Source organism: Variovorax sp. Soil_C_19 (genome assembly GCF_057657255.1).
This window is the reverse complement of sequence record NZ_JBDGIV010000003.1, coordinates 468,204-483,102: the sequence shown is the minus strand read 5'-3', so window position 1 is coordinate 483,102 and position 14,899 is coordinate 468,204. Positions and strand designations below refer to the sequence as shown.

Sequence of the window (14,899 nt, the reverse complement as noted above, 5' to 3'; positions counted from 1 at the left end):
CGCGTGTCTTTGCTGCAAACCTTGAGCCCCGGCGCCGTGGCCATCCTCGGCGCCTCCGACAACCCCATCAAGCCGGGTGGCCGGCCGATCCACTACATGCGCCGCCACGGCTATGCGGGGCGCGTCTTCCCGATCAACCCGAACCGCAGCGAGGTGCAGGGCCTGCCCGCCTACGCGTCGTTGAAGGCGCTGCCGCAGGCACCGGACGTGGTGGTCATCAGCGTTGCCGGCGAGGACGTGGCGGCCGCCATCGACGACTGCTCCGCCGCGGGTGCCAGGGCGGCGGTCATCTACTCGTCGGGTTTTGCCGAGATGGGCGAAGCCGGGCGCGCTCAGCAGGCTGACCTGGTCGCCCGTGCGCGGCGCGGCGGCCTGCGCCTGTTCGGCCCCAATTGCCAGGGCGTGGCGAACTTCGCCACGGGGGCCATCCTCAATTTCTCGACCATGATCAACGAGAGCCCGCCGGCCGACGGTCCGGTGGCGATCGTGAGCCAGAGCGGCGCGGGGGCCGCGATCCTCTATGGCGGGCTGCGCCGCGCAGGCGTCGGCGTGCGCTACATGGTCTCCACCGGCAACGAAGCAGACGTCTGTGCCGCAGAAGCCGTGCTGGCGCTGATGGACGACCCGCAGATCCGACTCGTCGTGCTCTACGTCGAGACCCTGAGCCGCGCCGACCGCCTCGCTGAAGCGGCGCGAAGGGGGCGCGAGCGCGGTGTGACGATCCTCGTGGTGAAGGCGGGGCGCACCAGCGCCGGCCAGGCGACGGCCAGTTCGCACACCGGTGCCCTGGCCGGCGAGGATGCGCTGGCCGACGCTTTCCTGCGCCAGCACGGCATCCGGCGGCTCGCCGACTTCCGTGAAGCGATCGACTACGCACCGCTGTTCCTGTCGCAGCCTGCTGCACGCGGCAAGCGCGTGGTGAGCATCAGCAACTCGGGTGCGACCTGCGTGCTGTCGGCCGATGCGGCCGAGGAGTTCGGCCTGTGCATGGCGCCATTCGACGCTGCCACCCTCGCGAGATTGAAGCAGGCCTTGCCGCCGTACGTGAACGCGCGCAATCCCATCGACATGACCACGGCCCTGCTGGGCAAGCCCGAGACCTTCGGCAACACGCTGGCTGCGCTTGCCGGCAGCGGTGCCGTCGACCTGGTGCACGTCGGGTTCCCGATCGGCGGCGAGGGCTACGACTTCGCGGATTTCGCCGCGCAGGCCAGCCGCTTCGCGCAGGACAGCGGCGTGCCCGTGGCCGTCAGCGTGAACCAGGACTGGGTGGCGGCGGCTTTCCAGGCGCAAGGCGTGCCGACCTTCTGGAGCGAGCGTGCCGCCCTGCGCGGCCTCGCGCTGCTCGCCGCGCAGGCCGGGCCGCTATCTTCAACGGGCGTCGCGGCCCCGATCGCCGAACGGCCCGCGGTCATGCTCGACGAGCCGTCCACGCTGGCGCTGCTGCAAGCCGCAGGGCTGCCCGTGATGCGCCATGCGGTCGCCACGACCGAAGAAGCGGTGCGTGCCGCCTTCGACACCCTGCCGGCACCGCTCGTCGCCAAGGGCATCTCGGCCGACGTGGCCCACAAGTCGGAGCACGGGCTGGTGCGGCTGAACATCCGCGAACCGGCCCAGGCCGTGCAGGCATGGCGCGACTTTGCCGCCACCTTGCGCGACCTCGGCGCGCAGGACGGCGGCCTGCTGCTGGGCGCCCAGCACCAAGCCGATTTCGAAATGGCGTTGGGTGCGCATGTCGATCCGTCGTTCGGCGTGGTCGTGATGATCGGCCACGGCGGTGTGCTGGTCGAGGTGCGCAAGGACGTGCAGTTCCTCGTCGCGCCGTTCAGCCGCGACCAGGCGCTCGCCGCCATCCAGCGGCTGAGGCTGGCGCCGGCCTTCGCCGCCGTTCGCGGCATGCAGGCCGTGGCGCTGGCGCCGTTGGCCGACATGATGGTGCGCCTGGGCGACTGGATGCTGGCCCAGGCCGGCCACGTGCAGTCGGTGGACGCCAATCCGGTGCTGGTGGCGCGAGGGGCGGCAACCCCGGTCATCGTCGATGCCGTGGCGGCCGTGGCGGCCGTGGCGGCGGGGGAGGCCGCATGAACGCACCACGCCTTCCCCGCCGTGTGCTGGTCGCCAACCGCGGCGCGGTGGCCGCACGCGTGATCCGCACGCTGCAGCGCATGAACATCGAGGCGGTGGCCGTCTACTCCGAGGTCGACGCCGAGCTGCCCTACGTGCGCCTTGCCGACGCGGCTTTCGCGATCGGCCCTGCGCCCGCCCGGGAGAGCTACCTGAACCCGGCGCGCCTGCTCGAAGTGGCGCACCGGAGCGGTGCCGACGCGGTGCATCCGGGCTACGGATTCCTGTCGGAGAACGCCGATTTCGCCGAGGCCGTGCAGGCGCAGGGCCTGTGCTTCGTCGGGCCGTCGCCGCACTGGCTGCGCGTGCTCGGGCACAAGACGCAGGCGCGCGATTTCATGGCCGCGCAGGGCATGCCCCAGGCCGCCAGCTCGCGTGTGCTCGCGAGCAGCGACGAGGCCCTGGCCGCGGCGGTGCGCCTCGGCTACCCGGTGCTGGTCAAGCCGGCCGGCGGTGGCGGCGGCATCGGCATGCTCCCCGCGCGTGATGCGCAGGAACTGGCGGCCGCCTGGGCCAAGGCCAGCGGCATCGCTGCCAAGTTCTTCGCATCGGCCGAGCTGTACCTCGAAAAACTGGTGGAGGCACCACGCCACATCGAATTCCAGGTGCTGGCCGACCGCCACGGCGAGGTGCGCATCCTGTTCGAGCGCGACTGCTCCGTGCAGCGCCGCCACCAGAAGGTGGTGGAAGAGGCGCGCCCCGCAGGCATTCCCGAGGCGCAGCTGGCCGACATGCGGCGACTGCTGTCGGCGCTGCTGTCGCGCATCGGCTACGACGTGATCGGCACGGTGGAAACGCTCTACACGCCGCGGGACGGGTTCATGTTTCTCGAGATGAACACCCGCCTGCAGGTCGAGCATGCGGTGACCGAGGAAATCACCGGCATCGACATCGTCGAGGCGCAGATCCGGCTCGCGGCCGGCGAGCCCATGCAGCGCGTGCTGCCTGCACCGCCGCAGGCCAGCGGCCATGCGATCGAAGCGCGCATCTATGCCGAGGACCCGGTGCGCTTTTTGCCCTCACCGGGGCGGCTGACGCGCTTCGCGCTGCCCTCGGGTGAGGGCGTGCGGGTGGAGACCGGCTATGCCGAGGGCAGCTGCGTCACGCCGTTCTACGACCCGATGGTGGCCAAGCTCGTCGCGCACGGCCACGACAGGACCGAGGCCATCTCGCGCCTGCAGGCGGCACTGGCACGGACCCGCATCGAAGGCGTGAAGACCAACATCCCGTTCATCCAGCGCGTGCTGGTCGACCCTGACTTTCGGGCCGGCCGCATCGACACCGGCATCGCCCAGCGCGTGGCCGCCATCCCAACTTCTCCCTCAGTGAACCTGCCATGACCACAGTCGAAAGCCCCATTGCCGGCCTTGTTGCCGCCATCGAAACCAGCGAAGGTGCCGCCGTCGAAGCCGGTGCGGTCCTCATCGTCGTCGAGTCGATGAAGATGGAGATCCCGGTGGAGGCCGAGGCAGCCGGCGTCGTGCGCCGGCTGCTCGTTGCCGTCGGCGACCGGATCGCGGAGGGCCAGGCCATCGCGGAGCTCGGATGAGCGTCGCCGAGACAGGCTATTTCGGCATCGACGTGCCGTTCATGCGGCACATCGGCCTGGAGGCCGTGGGGCTCGAGCCCGGCTGCGCACGCACGCGGCTGCCGATGCGTCCCGAGCTGGTCAACAGCCGGGGCCATGGGCATGGCGGCGCCATGATGAGCGCGCTCGACTTCACGCTGAGCGCGGCCGCCCGCTCGCACGATCCGCTTGGGCAGGGCGTGATCACTGTCGAGATGAGCACCCATTTTCTTGCTGCCGCCACGACCGACCTGCTGATCGAAGCGCGCGTGCTGCGCGGCGGCGCGCGCACCGTCTTCTGCGAAGGCGATGTGCGTGACAGTGCGGGCGAGGTGGTCTGTACGGCGCGCGCCGTGTTCAAGCTCGTCGCGCTCGGGCGCTAGGTGCTGTCGCAGAAGCTGCCCGGAGGAGCGAACGCCGCCGGCGCCTTCATTGCCCGAGCGCCGACCGCAAAAAGCGCAGGAAGCGCGCGTCGCTCGCATAGGCCACATTGATTCGCAATGCCGGCGGATGATTGTTTCGATCGGGAAAAAACACGGACCCCGGCGCGAGGAATATGCCCTTGGCAGCGGCTTCGCGCGTGAGCTTGAGTTCGTCGACGGACGCAGGCAATTCGCCCCAGAGGTAGTAGCCGTTCGAATCGGCCGCATGCACGCGAACGCCTGCGCGCGCCAGCGCTCCGATGGCGGGCCGGTGCACTTCGGCCAGGCGGGTCTTGAGTCGATTCAGGTGCCGCCGGTACTGCCCGGCCGAAATCAATTGGTGCACCACCCTTTCCACGAAGTCCGAAGTGGACACCACGGTGACCATCTTGAGGTCGCAGATCGCGGCGATGCGTTCGACGGCGCCTGCGATGTAGCCGACCCGAAGACCTGCCGACAAGGTCTTGGAGAAGCTGCTCACGTAGATCACGCGTTCGAGCTGATCCAGCGCGGCCAGGCGAGGGGCGGACGCGGGTAGCAGATCGGCAAACGGGTCGTCCTCCACGACGAGGCAGTCGAATTCCGCCGCAAGCTGCAGCAGCTTGTGGGCCTTCGGCAGACTGATCGAGCCGCCCGTGGGGTTGTGCGCGAGCGATTGGGTGAAGAAGACCTTGGGCCGGTGCAGATGCAGGTACTTCTGCAGGAGGTCGAGGTCCGGCCCGTCGGACATGCGAGGAATACCCAGCATCTCCACTTTGGCGAGTTTCAGTTTGCCGAAGAGCGGGTAGTAGCCGGGCGAGTCCACCAGCACCTTGTCGCCCGGTTCCAGCAGATGGCGCACGATCAGGTCGAGTGCATGGTTTGCGCCCTGCGTGAGCAGAACCTGTCGCGCATGCACCTGGATGCTGCGTTCGCCGAGCAGGCGGACCACCGTCTCGCGCAGGGGCAGGTAGCCCCACGGCGTGCCATAGCCGTGCTCGATGTCCGACAGGCCATGCGCACGCGCGCGACGCAGGTGGCTGCCGAGCTCGGAGCCCTCCATCCACGACGCGGGCGGGCGGCCATCGCCGACGCGCACCTCGTAGTGCTGTTCCAGCTGCTCCCGCAGCAGCGACACCACGTCCACGGCCGCCGCCACGTGCGGCGCCGGGGCCGAGGCGCGGGTGCGCGTGATCTTGCGGACGTAGTAGCCGGACCCGGGTCGCGACTCGGCATGGCCGCGGGCGACGAGCCGGTTGTAGGCCTCGACAACCGTGTTGATGCCGAGGCCTTCCACGCGGGCGGTGTCTCGCACCGAGCGCAGGCGGGCGCCGGCGGGCAGGTCGTCGTGTTCGATCGCGCGCAGCAGCTTCTGCGTGAGCGCCTCGACCTTCGTGCCGGATGGTGGGGTGACCATGGAGACTTCGTGAAGGGAGTGGACTGTTCCCATTGGTGGGTGGATACAGTTCATCGAACTGTGCCCAAACTGTATCCCTTCCGGGCTGCGTTGTCTCATAGACTGGCCGCGATCGCAGCGAGGACGGGGCTTGCCCCACCGTGGACGCTGCGACGCGAAGCCCCGGCATCCGATCGGGGATCCATCATCCTACGGAGACAGTGACATGACCCAACCGCCGATGGCTCGCCGCCAGATCATCAAATCCGCTCTCGCCGCGACCGTTGTGGCCACCCCTCTGTTGGCGCAGGCCCAAGGCGCCAGCGTGACGTGGCGCATGCAGGCGTTGTGGGACGGCGGAACGACACCGCAGAAATTCGAGGAGCGTTTCGTGGCCCGCGTTGCCGAGCTGACGGGTGGCCGCTTCAAGATCAACCTGTTCGCCGCGGGTCAGATCGTTCCGGCGGCGCAGGCCTTCGATGCCGTGCGCGGCGGGGCCTTCGAGCTTATGAAGACCTTCGATGGCTACGAAGCCGGCAAGATTCCGGCCTTCGCCTTCACCAGTACCATTCCGTTCGGCTTCGCGGAAAGCGACGAGTACGAGGCCTGGTTCTACGAGCGTGGCGGCCTGGCGATGGCGCGACAGGCGTACGCACCGGCCGGCCTGCATTACATCGCGCCCACCGTCTACGGGCAGGAGCCGTTGCACTCCAAGGTGCCGATCCGAAAGATCTCCGATCTGGCCGGCAAGAAAGGTCGTTTCGTCGGGCTGGCGTCGGCGGTGATGGGCGCCATGGGCGTGTCCGTCACGCCGCTGCCCACGGGCGAGGTGTATTCGGCGCTCGACAAGGGCGTCATCGACATGGCGGACCGGGGCGATCTGACGGCCAACTTCGAGGCCGGACTGGCCGAAGTGGCGAAGTACGTGGTGGTGCCCGGGTTTCATCAACCGACCACCGCGACCGCTTACGTCGCCAACCGGGCGGCCCACGAGAAACTTCCTGCCGAGTTCAAGGCGGCGCTGGCAGTTGCCGCGCGCGAGGTGTCCGCCGCGCTGCGTCAGCACATCCTGGTGAGCGATGCAACGGTGCTGAGCAAGTACGCAGCCAAGGGATGCGAGATCATCCGCTTCAGCGCGGCCGACATCGCCGCGGCCCGGCCCAAGGCGATGGAGGCCTGGCGCTCGGCTACCAAGGGCGATCCACTGGCGACGAAGATTCTGGACAGCCAGATCGCCTTCATGAAGGAACTGGGCCTGCTGGCCTGACCTGACGCCTCACCGATCGGCACACCCGGGTGCCGGTCTTCATTCCCTTTTCGAGGAGTTCGGCATGCCCGTCTGGCTGTCCGTTCCCGCCTCGGCCATCACCACCTTCAACCGCTGGCTGTTTCAGGCCACGGTGTGGCTGATGGCCGTGGTGGTTCCCGTCATGCTCTATGAAGTGGTGGCGCGCTATGTCTTCGACGCGCCTACCGTCTGGGGCATGGAATTGGCCGTGCTGCTGTTCGGCCCCTATTTCCTGTTCGGGGGGCCCTACCTGTTGCACCTCAAGGGCCATGTCGCTCTGGATCTCGTGCGCCAGCGGCTGAGCGCCGCCTGGGTGCGCCGCCTGGACCTGGTGAACTACCCCGTGATCGTGATTTTCTGCGCCATCCTGCTGTACTTCAGCGTGCCCTCTGCGTGGAGCGCCTGGACCTACCGGGAAACCAGTTTCTCGGCATGGAATCCGCCGATCTGGCCGGTCAAGGCGGCCGTGCCCCTGGCGTTGGCCTTCATGTTGTTGCAGGCGCTCGCGGAGTGGGTGTATGCCTGGTTCGGCCACCCGCTGGACGCGGCCGCAGCGCGTGAGGGGGTCGCGCTGTGAGTGCCAATCTCATTTTGCTGATGATGTTCGGCAGTCTCACGCTGTTCATGCTCAGCGGACTGCCCATCGCCTTCGTGCTTGGCGGCCTGTCGCTGCTTTTCACGGTCACGCTGTGGGAGCCGAATGCGGTGATCGTTCTGGTCCTGCAGATCTTCGACACCATGAAGTCGGAAGCGCTGTTGGCCATTCCGTTGTTCATCCTGATGGCCTGCATCCTGCAGCGCGCCGGCGTGATCGAAGACCTCTACAAGGCGATGGAACTCTGGTTCGGCCGCCTGCGCGGAGGGCTCGCCATCGGGACCGTGATCATCTGCGTAGTCATGGCCGCGATGACCGGCGTGGTCGGCGCGGCCGTCACGGCCATGGGCATCCTCGCGCTGCCCGAGATGCTGCGCCGGGGATACAAGCCCGAACTGGCACTGGGAACCATCTGCGCATCGGGAACGCTCGGGATCCTGATTCCGCCTTCGGTGCTGACCATCGTCTACGCCGTCACGGCGCAGATATCCATCGGCCAGATGCTGATTGCCGGACTTGTCCCCGGCCTGATCCTGGCCAGCCTGTACATCGCCTACATCCTGATCGTGAGCTGGCTCAAGCCGGAGTGGGTACCGCTCGACAAAGGCGCCCATGTCGCAACGTGGCCCGAGAAGCTGCTGGCCTTGAAGGCGCTGGTGTTCCCGACGATGCTGATCGTGATCATCCTCGGATCGATCTTCTTCGGTGTCGCCACGCCCACCGAATCGGCCGCGGTGGGCGTGGCCGGCGCGTTGATTCCAGCCGCTCTCAAGCGCCGCCTGGGCATGCTGCGCGAGGCAGGATTCGATGCGCTCAAGGCCACGTCGATGATCCTGTGGATCACGCTCGGTGCCAAGGCCTATGTGGCCATCTTCACAGGCCTGGGCGGGGCGGACACGCTGCTCGAAATCATCAAGGGGCTGGAGGTCAACCGCTGGCTGATCCTTGGCGCGATGATGCTGCTGCTGGTGTTTTTGGGGACCGTGCTCGACGAACTCGGGATCATCCTGCTCACGGTGCCGGTGTTCCTGCCGATCGTGCGCCTGCTCGGCTTCGACGAACTCTGGTTCGGCGTGCTCTACGCCATCACCATCCAAATGGGCTACATCAGCCCGCCATTCGGCTACACGCTCTTCTATATCAAGGGCACGCTGCCTCGAAACATCGGCATGGGTGCGGTCTACCGCGGCATCCTTCCCTTCTTCGCGCTGCAGTTCGTCGGCCTGCTGATCTGTGCCGCCTTCCCCGATCTCGTCACGTTCCTTCCCAAGCTCATGACAGCGCGCTGAGCGTTCACCACCCCCTGAAGACCATGAACACACAAGCTCCAAGCAGCCGCATCGGCGGTTTCCACAAGCTGCCGATGCCGCAACGTATCGAGGCCGTGGCAGCGTTCGCTGCGCTCGACGCCGCAGAACAGGCCCACCTGCTCGACACCGGCAACCTGTCGGCCGACCTGGCGGACCACCTGATCGAGAACGTGATCGGGACCATGAACATCCCGGTGGGCATCGCCACCAACATGAAGATCGACGGCGTCGATCGCCTCATTCCCATGGCGACCGAAGAGTCTTCGGTGGTGGCGGCGGTCTGCAATGCCGCGCGCCAGTCCTATGACAGTGGAGGGTTCGTCACGTCCATGTCCGGCACGCAGATGATTGCCCAGATCCAGCTGACCGGCGTCGGCGACCCCGAGCACGCGCGCATCAGGATCCTCGAGCAAAGGGACGAGATCCAGGCCCTTTGCGACAGTTGCGATCCGGTGCTGGTGGGGCTGGGCGGCGGCTTCCGTGATCTGGAGGTACGCGTGATCCAGACCCAGGGTGGACCCATGGTCATCACCCACCTGGTGGTCGATACGCGCGATGCCATGGGCGCGAATGCCGTGAACACCATGGCCGAGAAGCTGGCGCCACGCATCGCCGGCTGGACCGGCGGCAAGACCAACCTGCGCATCCTCTCCAACCTTGCCGATCGGCGCCTGGCGCGGGCGCGTTGTACCTGGCGACTGGCCGACATCGGCGGCGAAGCTGTGCGTGACGCCATGATCTCGGCCTACCACTTCGCCGACGCCGATCCTTACCGGGCGGCGACCCATAACAAGGGTGTCATGAACGGCATCAGCGCCGTCGTGCTGGCGACGGGGAACGACACCCGCGCGGTGGAGGCCGGTGCCCATGCCTATGCGGCTCGCCAGGGTCGCTATGGCAGCCTGACACGCTGGGAAGTCACGGCCGAGAGGGACCTGGCTGGCTCCATCGAGGTGCCGATGGCCGTGGGCCTGGTCGGCGGCGCCACCAAGCTGCATCCCACCGCCAGGCTGGGGCTGAAGATCCTGGGCGTCACTTCGGCGCAGGAGCTGGCGCGGATCATCGCGGCTGTCGGTCTGGCGCAGAACTTCTCGGCCTTGAAGGCGCTGGCGACGGCGGGGATCCAGAAGGGCCATATGGCCCTGCATTCACAGAACATCGCCATGATGGCGGGCGCTGTGGGCGACGAGATCGAACATGTGGCGCGTGCGCTGGTGAGTCAGGGTGCGGTGCGGCTGGATCTGGCCGAAGCCGAACTGCAGCGTCTGCGTGCCGGCGGCGCATGATGCCGACCAACTGCCGAAGATAGGAACGCCTGGCCGAGGCCCGCGCCGCCGCTGTGCCGCGCATCACCGCACGTCAACGCGCCATGAGCAGGCTGATGTCCTGCCGATAGCCTTGCAGCCGCTGCACCGCCTTGTCGCGCTGGCCCGCGCTGGCCGTGGCGTGCAGCGCCGCCAGATTGCGGCAGCCCTCCTCGAGCAGCGCCTGCTGGTGCTCGCGCCAGGGGCCGGGCGGCGGATCGGCGATGCGCATCACATGCGCATGAACCGCGGCACGTGCCTCGGCGGCAGGCGGCCGCTCGGCCTGGAAGCCGCGCAGCAGCGCCAGCATCTCCCGCTGGCGTACGCGGCGTTCCGCATCGGCGAGCCTCGGGTCGAACACCGACTGAGCGATCTGGCGCCGAAGCAGGTCGCGCTGCGCGGGTTCGAGCCGGCCATAGAAGTCTTCCAGGCGCTCGAGGAAGCGGTCGTAGCGCCGCTCGTGCACCTCGGCCTTGCTGCGGTCCAGCCATTCCTTGCGGTATTCGGCGTTGATCTTCGCGTACTTGCGTTCGAGCTGCTGCAGTTGCGCGTCACCCAGGCCCAGCGCGATGTCGGCGATCGCGGGTTCCGCCTGCACGGCCACCGCGAGCAGGCGCTCGCGGATCTGCTCTGCCATGCGGCAGGCCTGGTCGGCGCTCACCTCGCCCGGCGCCAGCGCCTGCGCATCCTGCAGCAGGGCGGCCACGCGCGGCAGCTCGTTGCGGCGGTGCCAATCGAGCAGGCGCGCGAGTTCGTCGCGCACCTTCGGTGTCTGCGCGCCGTCGAAATCGAGGTAGCCGTCGAGCCACCAGTAGCTCAGTTCGGGCAGGTTGTTGTAGGCCAGGCGTACCGTGCTGCAGGCTCCGAGCGCGGCGGCCACCAGCAGCACGCCGATAATTCGCGCCAGCTTGGGGCAACACGACATTCGAGTAGAAAGACGCATGAATCAGATTTCGCAAGAGAACCAGGGGCCGGTCGACGTGGTCGTCATGGCAGCCGGCAAGGGCACGCGCATGAAGAGCAGGCTGCCCAAAGTGTTGCATCGTTTGGCCGGGCGCGCACTGCTCGCCCACGTGACCGACACCGCGGCGCGCCTTGGCGCGCGCCATGTGGTGGTGATCACCGGCCATGGTGCGGCCGAGGTGGAGGCCGCCATGGCCGCCCCGGCCGCCGGCGGCACCCTCCAGTTCGCGCGCCAGGAACCGCAGCTCGGCACCGGCCATGCGGTGCAGCAGGCCATGCCGCTGCTGCCCGACGACGGCACCGTGCTGGTGCTCTCGGGCGACGTACCGCTGATCGCCGAAGACACGCTGCGCGCGCTGATCGCCGCCAGCGCGGGCGGGCGGCTCGCGCTGCTCACGATCGAATTCGCCGACCCCACGGGCTACGGCCGCATCGTGCGCGACGAGGGCGGGGGCGAGGTCCGCGCCATCGTCGAGCAGAAGGACGCCAGCGAGGCCGAGCGCGCGATCCGCGAGGTCTACAGCGGCATGATGGCCGTGCCTGCGGCGCTGCTCAAGGGCTGGCTCGCGCGGCTGGACAACCGCAATGCACAGGGCGAGTACTACCTCACCGACATCGTCAAGTTCGCCGCCGCCGATGGCGTGCCCGTGGTGGCGCACGTCACCACCGATGCGCTGCAGGTCGCCGGCATCAACAGCCCCGTGCAGCTCGCCGCGCTCGAGCGCGCCTGGCAGCTGCGCCAGGCCGATGCGCTGATGGCGCAGGGGGTGCGGCTCGCCGATCCGGCGCGTTTCGACCTGCGCGGCACGCTGGCCTGCGCCACCGACGTCGAGATCGACGTCAACTGCGTGTTCGAAGGCGCGGTGTTCCTCGGCGAGGGCGTGCGCATCGGTGCCAACTGCGTGATCGCCAATGCACGCATCGAGGCGGGTGCGGTGATCCATCCGTTCACCCACATCGACGGCGAGAAGGCGGGCGTGTCGGTCGGCGAGAACGCCCTCGTCGGCCCCTTCGCGCGGCTGCGGCCCGGTGCCCAGCTCGGCGCCGAGGTGCACATCGGCAACTTCGTGGAGGTCAAGAACTCGACCCTGGCCGAAGGCGCCAAGGCCAATCATCTGGCCTACCTGGGCGACGCCACCGTGGGTCGGCGCGTCAACTACGGCGCGGGCAGCATCACGGCCAACTACGACGGCGCAAACAAGCACCGCACCATCATCGAGGACGACGTGCACGTGGGCAGCAATTGCGTGCTGGTGGCGCCCGTCACCATCGGCGCGGGCGGCACCATCGGCGGCGGCTCGACGGTCAACAAGTCGACCGCGCCCGGCGCGCTCACGGTGGCGCGCAGCAAGCCCGTCAGCTTCCCGGACTGGCAGCGGCCGCAAAAGAAGAAATAGGCAGCCGGGGCTCGAACTTCGCGCGCTTCAGGCTGAAGAAGGCCTTGACGTTGCGCACGTTGGCATCGGCCGTGAAGAGCCGCTGCGCGAGGGCGCCGTAGCCGGGCATGTCGCGCGTGGCGACCACCAGCACGAAATCCGGCCCGGGCGAGACGCGCCAGCACTGCTGGACCGCGTCGTCTTCGATCACGCGGGCCTCGAAGGCGTCGAGCGCGGCGGCGTCCTGGCGGTCGAGCGAGATCTCGACCACCGCCTGCAGCCCGTGGCCCTGCGCGGCCGCAAGGCGGTCGGGCGAGAGTAAGGCCACCTGCCGCTCGATCAGACCTTCCTGTCGCAGTCGCTGCACGCGGCGCAGGCAGGTGGGCGGCGAGACGCCCACGTCGGCAGCCAGTTGTTGGTTGGTGCGCGAGGCGTCGCGCTGGAGGGCTTCGAGCAGGCGGAGGTCGATGGTGTCTAGTTCCATGAATCCATCGATTATGAAATAAAAGTTCAAACAAGAAGTTTGTCGGAATTTATGAACAAAAAGTTCTTCTTTTTGAATACATATTTCCTGCGGTGCTGCCTACCATCGACGGCTGTTTCGGTTCAGCTTTCATCTTGTCAAAGGCAACACCATGTGCGGCATCGTCGGCGCGGCATCCCATCGCAACATCGTTCCGGTCCTCGTCCAGGGCCTGCAGCGGCTCGAATACCGCGGCTATGACTCCTGCGGCGTCGCCGTGCACGCGGGCGGGCTGGCCCGGTCGCGCACCACGTCGCGCGTCGCCGAGCTCGAGACGCAGGTGCGCGAGGACCACGTTGAAGGTCTGACAGGCATCGCCCACACCCGCTGGGCCACGCACGGCGCGCCGGCCGTGCACAACGCCCATCCGCACTTCAGCCACGGCCCCGGGGTCGATGCGCAGGGCGCGCGGCCGGGCCGCATCGCGCTCGTGCACAACGGCATCATCGAGAACCACGAGCCGCTGCGCGCGGCGCTCGAAGCCAAGGGCTACGTGTTCGAGAGCCAGACCGACACCGAGGTCATCGCGCACCTCGTCGACAGCCTCTACGACGGCGATCTGTTCGACGCCGTGAAGGCCGCGGTGCTGCAATTGCACGGCGCCTACGCCATTGCCGTGATCAGCCGCGACGAGCCGCAGCGCGTGGTGGGCGCGCGCGCCGGCTCGCCGCTGATCCTGGGCGCGGGCAAGGACGGCAGCGAGAACTTTCTTGCCAGCGATGCCATGGCCCTGGCCGGCGTGACCGACCAGATCGTCTACCTCGAAGAGGGCGACGTGGTCGACCTGCAGCCCGGCAAGTACTGGATCGTCGACCGCCACCACAAGCCCGTGCAGCGCACCGTGCGCACGGTGCTGGCGCACAGCGGCGCGGCCGAGCTGGGCCCGTACCGCCACTACATGCAGAAAGAGATCTTCGAGCAGCCGCGCGCGATCGGCGACACCCTCGAAGGCGTGGCCGGCATCGTGCCCGAGCTGTTCGACGGCATCGGGCAGGACGGCGCCACGGGCGCGAGCGCGCATCGCGTCTTCAAGGACATCGACCGGATCCTCATCCTCGCCTGCGGCACCAGCTACTACAGCGGCTGCACCGCGAAGTACTGGCTCGAGGGCATCGCGAAGATCTCGACCCAGGTCGAGATCGCGAGCGAATACCGCTACCGCGATTCGGTGCCCGATCCGCGGACGCTGGTGGTCACCATCAGCCAGTCGGGCGAAACCGCCGACACGCTCGCCGCGCTCAAGCATGCGCGCTCGCTCGGCATGGAGCAGACGCTCACCATCTGCAACGTGGCCACCAGCGCCATGGTGCGCGAATGCAAGCTCGCCTACATCACGCGCGCCGGCGTCGAGATCGGCGTGGCATCGACCAAGGCCTTCACGACGCAGCTGGCCGGCCTGTTCCTGCTCACGCTGGCCATCGCGCAGAGCAAGGGCCGGCTCAGCGAGGCCGACGAGGCGCGCTACCTGAAGGAGATGCGCCACCTGCCCGTCGCGCTGCAGTCGGTGCTCGCGCTCGAGCCGCAGATCATCGGCTGGGCCGAGGATTTCGCGCGCAAGGACAACGCACTCTTCCTCGGCCGCGGCCTGCACTACCCGATCGCCCTCGAAGGCGCGCTCAAGCTCAAGGAAGTGACCTACATCCACGCCGAGGCCTATGCCGCCGGCGAGCTCAAGCATGGCCCGCTCGCGCTCGTCACGAGCGAGATGCCGGTCGTGGCGGTGGCCCCGAACGACACCCTGCTCGAGAAGCTCAAGAGCAACCTGCAGGAAGTGCGCGCGCGCGGCGGCGTGCTCTACGTGCTGGCCGACGGCGACACGAAGATCAAGGGCGCCGAGGGCCTCAATGTGATCCGCATGCCCGAGCACTACGGCGCCCTCTCGCCGCTGCTGCACGTGGTGCCGCTGCAATTGCTGGCGTACCACACGGCGTGCGCGCGCGGCACCGACGTGGACAAGCCGCGGAATTTGGCGAAGAGTGTGACGGTGGAGTAGGGATAGGTCAGTGCCGTGCAGCGGCGTCTTGTTCTACGAGCAGCCGTTCAGACCGGCCC

Annotated in this window: 13 protein-coding genes; 10 read left to right on the top strand and 3 right to left on the bottom strand. The window is 68.0% G+C overall.

Annotated features, from left to right (window positions below; translation table 11 throughout):
* Window positions 1–3 precede the first annotated feature (3 nt).
* From AC3A6R_RS09640 to AC3A6R_RS09625, 4 genes are read left to right on the top strand one after another with little or no spacing between them, the layout of a single operon-like run.
* On the top strand, window positions 4–2,085 hold the full coding sequence (locus AC3A6R_RS09640; protein ID WP_487864364.1) for an acetate--CoA ligase family protein: 2,082 nt from the start codon (window positions 4–6) through the stop codon (window positions 2,083–2,085).
* Entirely contained in the window at window positions 2,082–3,464 is a 1,383-nt protein-coding gene (locus AC3A6R_RS09635) for an acetyl-CoA carboxylase biotin carboxylase subunit (RefSeq protein WP_487864363.1), read from the top strand. Before AC3A6R_RS09640 ends, AC3A6R_RS09635 begins: the two co-directional genes overlap by 4 nt.
* Complete coding sequence (locus AC3A6R_RS09630) at window positions 3,461–3,673, top strand: acyl-CoA carboxylase biotin carboxyl carrier protein subunit (RefSeq protein WP_487862869.1); 213 nt, start codon at window positions 3,461–3,463, stop codon at window positions 3,671–3,673. Before AC3A6R_RS09635 ends, AC3A6R_RS09630 begins: the two co-directional genes overlap by 4 nt.
* A complete protein-coding gene (locus AC3A6R_RS09625) occupies window positions 3,670–4,074 on the top strand; it encodes a PaaI family thioesterase (protein WP_487862870.1) in 405 nt (134 codons plus the stop codon). The genes AC3A6R_RS09630 and AC3A6R_RS09625 overlap by 4 nt, the downstream gene beginning before the upstream one ends.
* A 46-nt stretch (window positions 4,075–4,120) precedes the next feature.
* Here the strand turns inward: AC3A6R_RS09625 and AC3A6R_RS09620 are convergent, their stop codons facing one another.
* Window positions 4,121–5,542: an aminotransferase-like domain-containing protein gene (locus AC3A6R_RS09620; protein WP_487864362.1), complete on the bottom strand. Its 1,422-nt coding sequence runs from the start codon at window positions 5,540–5,542 to the stop codon at window positions 4,121–4,123.
* Between the two features lie 172 nt (window positions 5,543–5,714).
* Between AC3A6R_RS09620 and dctP the strand changes: the two genes are divergently transcribed.
* From dctP to AC3A6R_RS09600, 4 genes are all read left to right on the top strand, one after another.
* Window positions 5,715–6,755: a TRAP transporter substrate-binding protein DctP gene (gene dctP / locus AC3A6R_RS09615; RefSeq protein WP_487862872.1), complete on the top strand. Its 1,041-nt coding sequence runs from the start codon at window positions 5,715–5,717 to the stop codon at window positions 6,753–6,755.
* Window positions 6,756–6,819: 64 nt separating this feature from the next.
* On the top strand, window positions 6,820–7,353 hold the full coding sequence (locus AC3A6R_RS09610) for a TRAP transporter small permease subunit (protein ID WP_487862873.1): 534 nt from the start codon (window positions 6,820–6,822) through the stop codon (window positions 7,351–7,353).
* On the top strand, window positions 7,350–8,660 hold the full coding sequence (locus AC3A6R_RS09605; RefSeq protein WP_487862874.1) for a TRAP transporter large permease: 1,311 nt from the start codon (window positions 7,350–7,352) through the stop codon (window positions 8,658–8,660). The genes AC3A6R_RS09610 and AC3A6R_RS09605 overlap by 4 nt, the downstream gene beginning before the upstream one ends.
* Window positions 8,657–9,967 carry a hydroxymethylglutaryl-CoA reductase, degradative gene (locus tag AC3A6R_RS09600; protein WP_487862907.1) on the top strand — a complete coding sequence of 437 codons (1,311 nt, stop codon included), beginning with the start codon at window positions 8,657–8,659 and terminating at the stop codon, window positions 9,965–9,967. The genes AC3A6R_RS09605 and AC3A6R_RS09600 overlap by 4 nt, the downstream gene beginning before the upstream one ends.
* A 73-nt stretch (window positions 9,968–10,040) precedes the next feature.
* Here the strand turns inward: AC3A6R_RS09600 and AC3A6R_RS09595 are convergent, their stop codons facing one another.
* Window positions 10,041–10,928, bottom strand: coding sequence for a DUF6279 family lipoprotein (locus AC3A6R_RS09595; RefSeq protein WP_487864361.1), 888 nt, complete (start codon window positions 10,926–10,928; stop codon window positions 10,041–10,043).
* Between AC3A6R_RS09595 and glmU the strand changes: the two genes are divergently transcribed.
* Window positions 10,927–12,345 (top strand): bifunctional UDP-N-acetylglucosamine diphosphorylase/glucosamine-1-phosphate N-acetyltransferase GlmU, encoded by a 1,419-nt coding sequence (glmU, locus tag AC3A6R_RS09590; protein ID WP_487864360.1) that lies wholly within the window; start codon window positions 10,927–10,929, stop codon window positions 12,343–12,345. The two genes, AC3A6R_RS09595 and glmU, sit on opposite strands and share 2 nt — an antisense overlap.
* On the opposite strand, the gene AC3A6R_RS09585 is transcribed toward glmU, so the two are convergent.
* Window positions 12,305–12,808: an Lrp/AsnC family transcriptional regulator gene (locus tag AC3A6R_RS09585; RefSeq protein WP_487862877.1), complete on the bottom strand. Its 504-nt coding sequence runs from the start codon at window positions 12,806–12,808 to the stop codon at window positions 12,305–12,307. The two genes, glmU and AC3A6R_RS09585, sit on opposite strands and share 41 nt — an antisense overlap.
* A gap of 151 nt (window positions 12,809–12,959) precedes the next feature.
* Between AC3A6R_RS09585 and glmS the strand changes: the two genes are divergently transcribed.
* Window positions 12,960–14,840: a glutamine--fructose-6-phosphate transaminase (isomerizing) gene (gene glmS / locus AC3A6R_RS09580; protein WP_487864359.1), complete on the top strand. Its 1,881-nt coding sequence runs from the start codon at window positions 12,960–12,962 to the stop codon at window positions 14,838–14,840.
* Window positions 14,841–14,899 lie beyond the last annotated feature (59 nt).

What these genes read in the sequence shown, in the direction of transcription:
- AC3A6R_RS09610 (WP_487862873.1), top strand. Translation starts at nt 6,820, where the DNA reads ATGCCCGTCTGGCTGTCCGTTCCCGCCTCGGCCATCACCACCTTCAAC.
- AC3A6R_RS09595 (WP_487864361.1), bottom strand. Translation starts at nt 10,928, where the DNA reads ATGCGTCTTTCTACTCGAATGTCGTGTTGCCCCAAGCTGGCGCGAATT.
- glmS (WP_487864359.1), top strand. Translation starts at nt 12,960, where the DNA reads ATGTGCGGCATCGTCGGCGCGGCATCCCATCGCAACATCGTTCCGGTC.
- AC3A6R_RS09585 (WP_487862877.1), bottom strand. Translation starts at nt 12,808, where the DNA reads ATGGAACTAGACACCATCGACCTCCGCCTGCTCGAAGCCCTCCAGCGC.
- AC3A6R_RS09630 (WP_487862869.1), top strand. Translation starts at nt 3,461, where the DNA reads ATGACCACAGTCGAAAGCCCCATTGCCGGCCTTGTTGCCGCCATCGAA.
- AC3A6R_RS09625 (WP_487862870.1), top strand. Translation starts at nt 3,670, where the DNA reads ATGAGCGTCGCCGAGACAGGCTATTTCGGCATCGACGTGCCGTTCATG.
- AC3A6R_RS09635 (WP_487864363.1), top strand. Translation starts at nt 2,082, where the DNA reads ATGAACGCACCACGCCTTCCCCGCCGTGTGCTGGTCGCCAACCGCGGC.
- AC3A6R_RS09620 (WP_487864362.1), bottom strand. Translation starts at nt 5,542, where the DNA reads ATGGGAACAGTCCACTCCCTTCACGAAGTCTCCATGGTCACCCCACCA.
- dctP (WP_487862872.1), top strand. Translation starts at nt 5,715, where the DNA reads ATGACCCAACCGCCGATGGCTCGCCGCCAGATCATCAAATCCGCTCTC.
- glmU (WP_487864360.1), top strand. Translation starts at nt 10,927, where the DNA reads ATGAATCAGATTTCGCAAGAGAACCAGGGGCCGGTCGACGTGGTCGTC.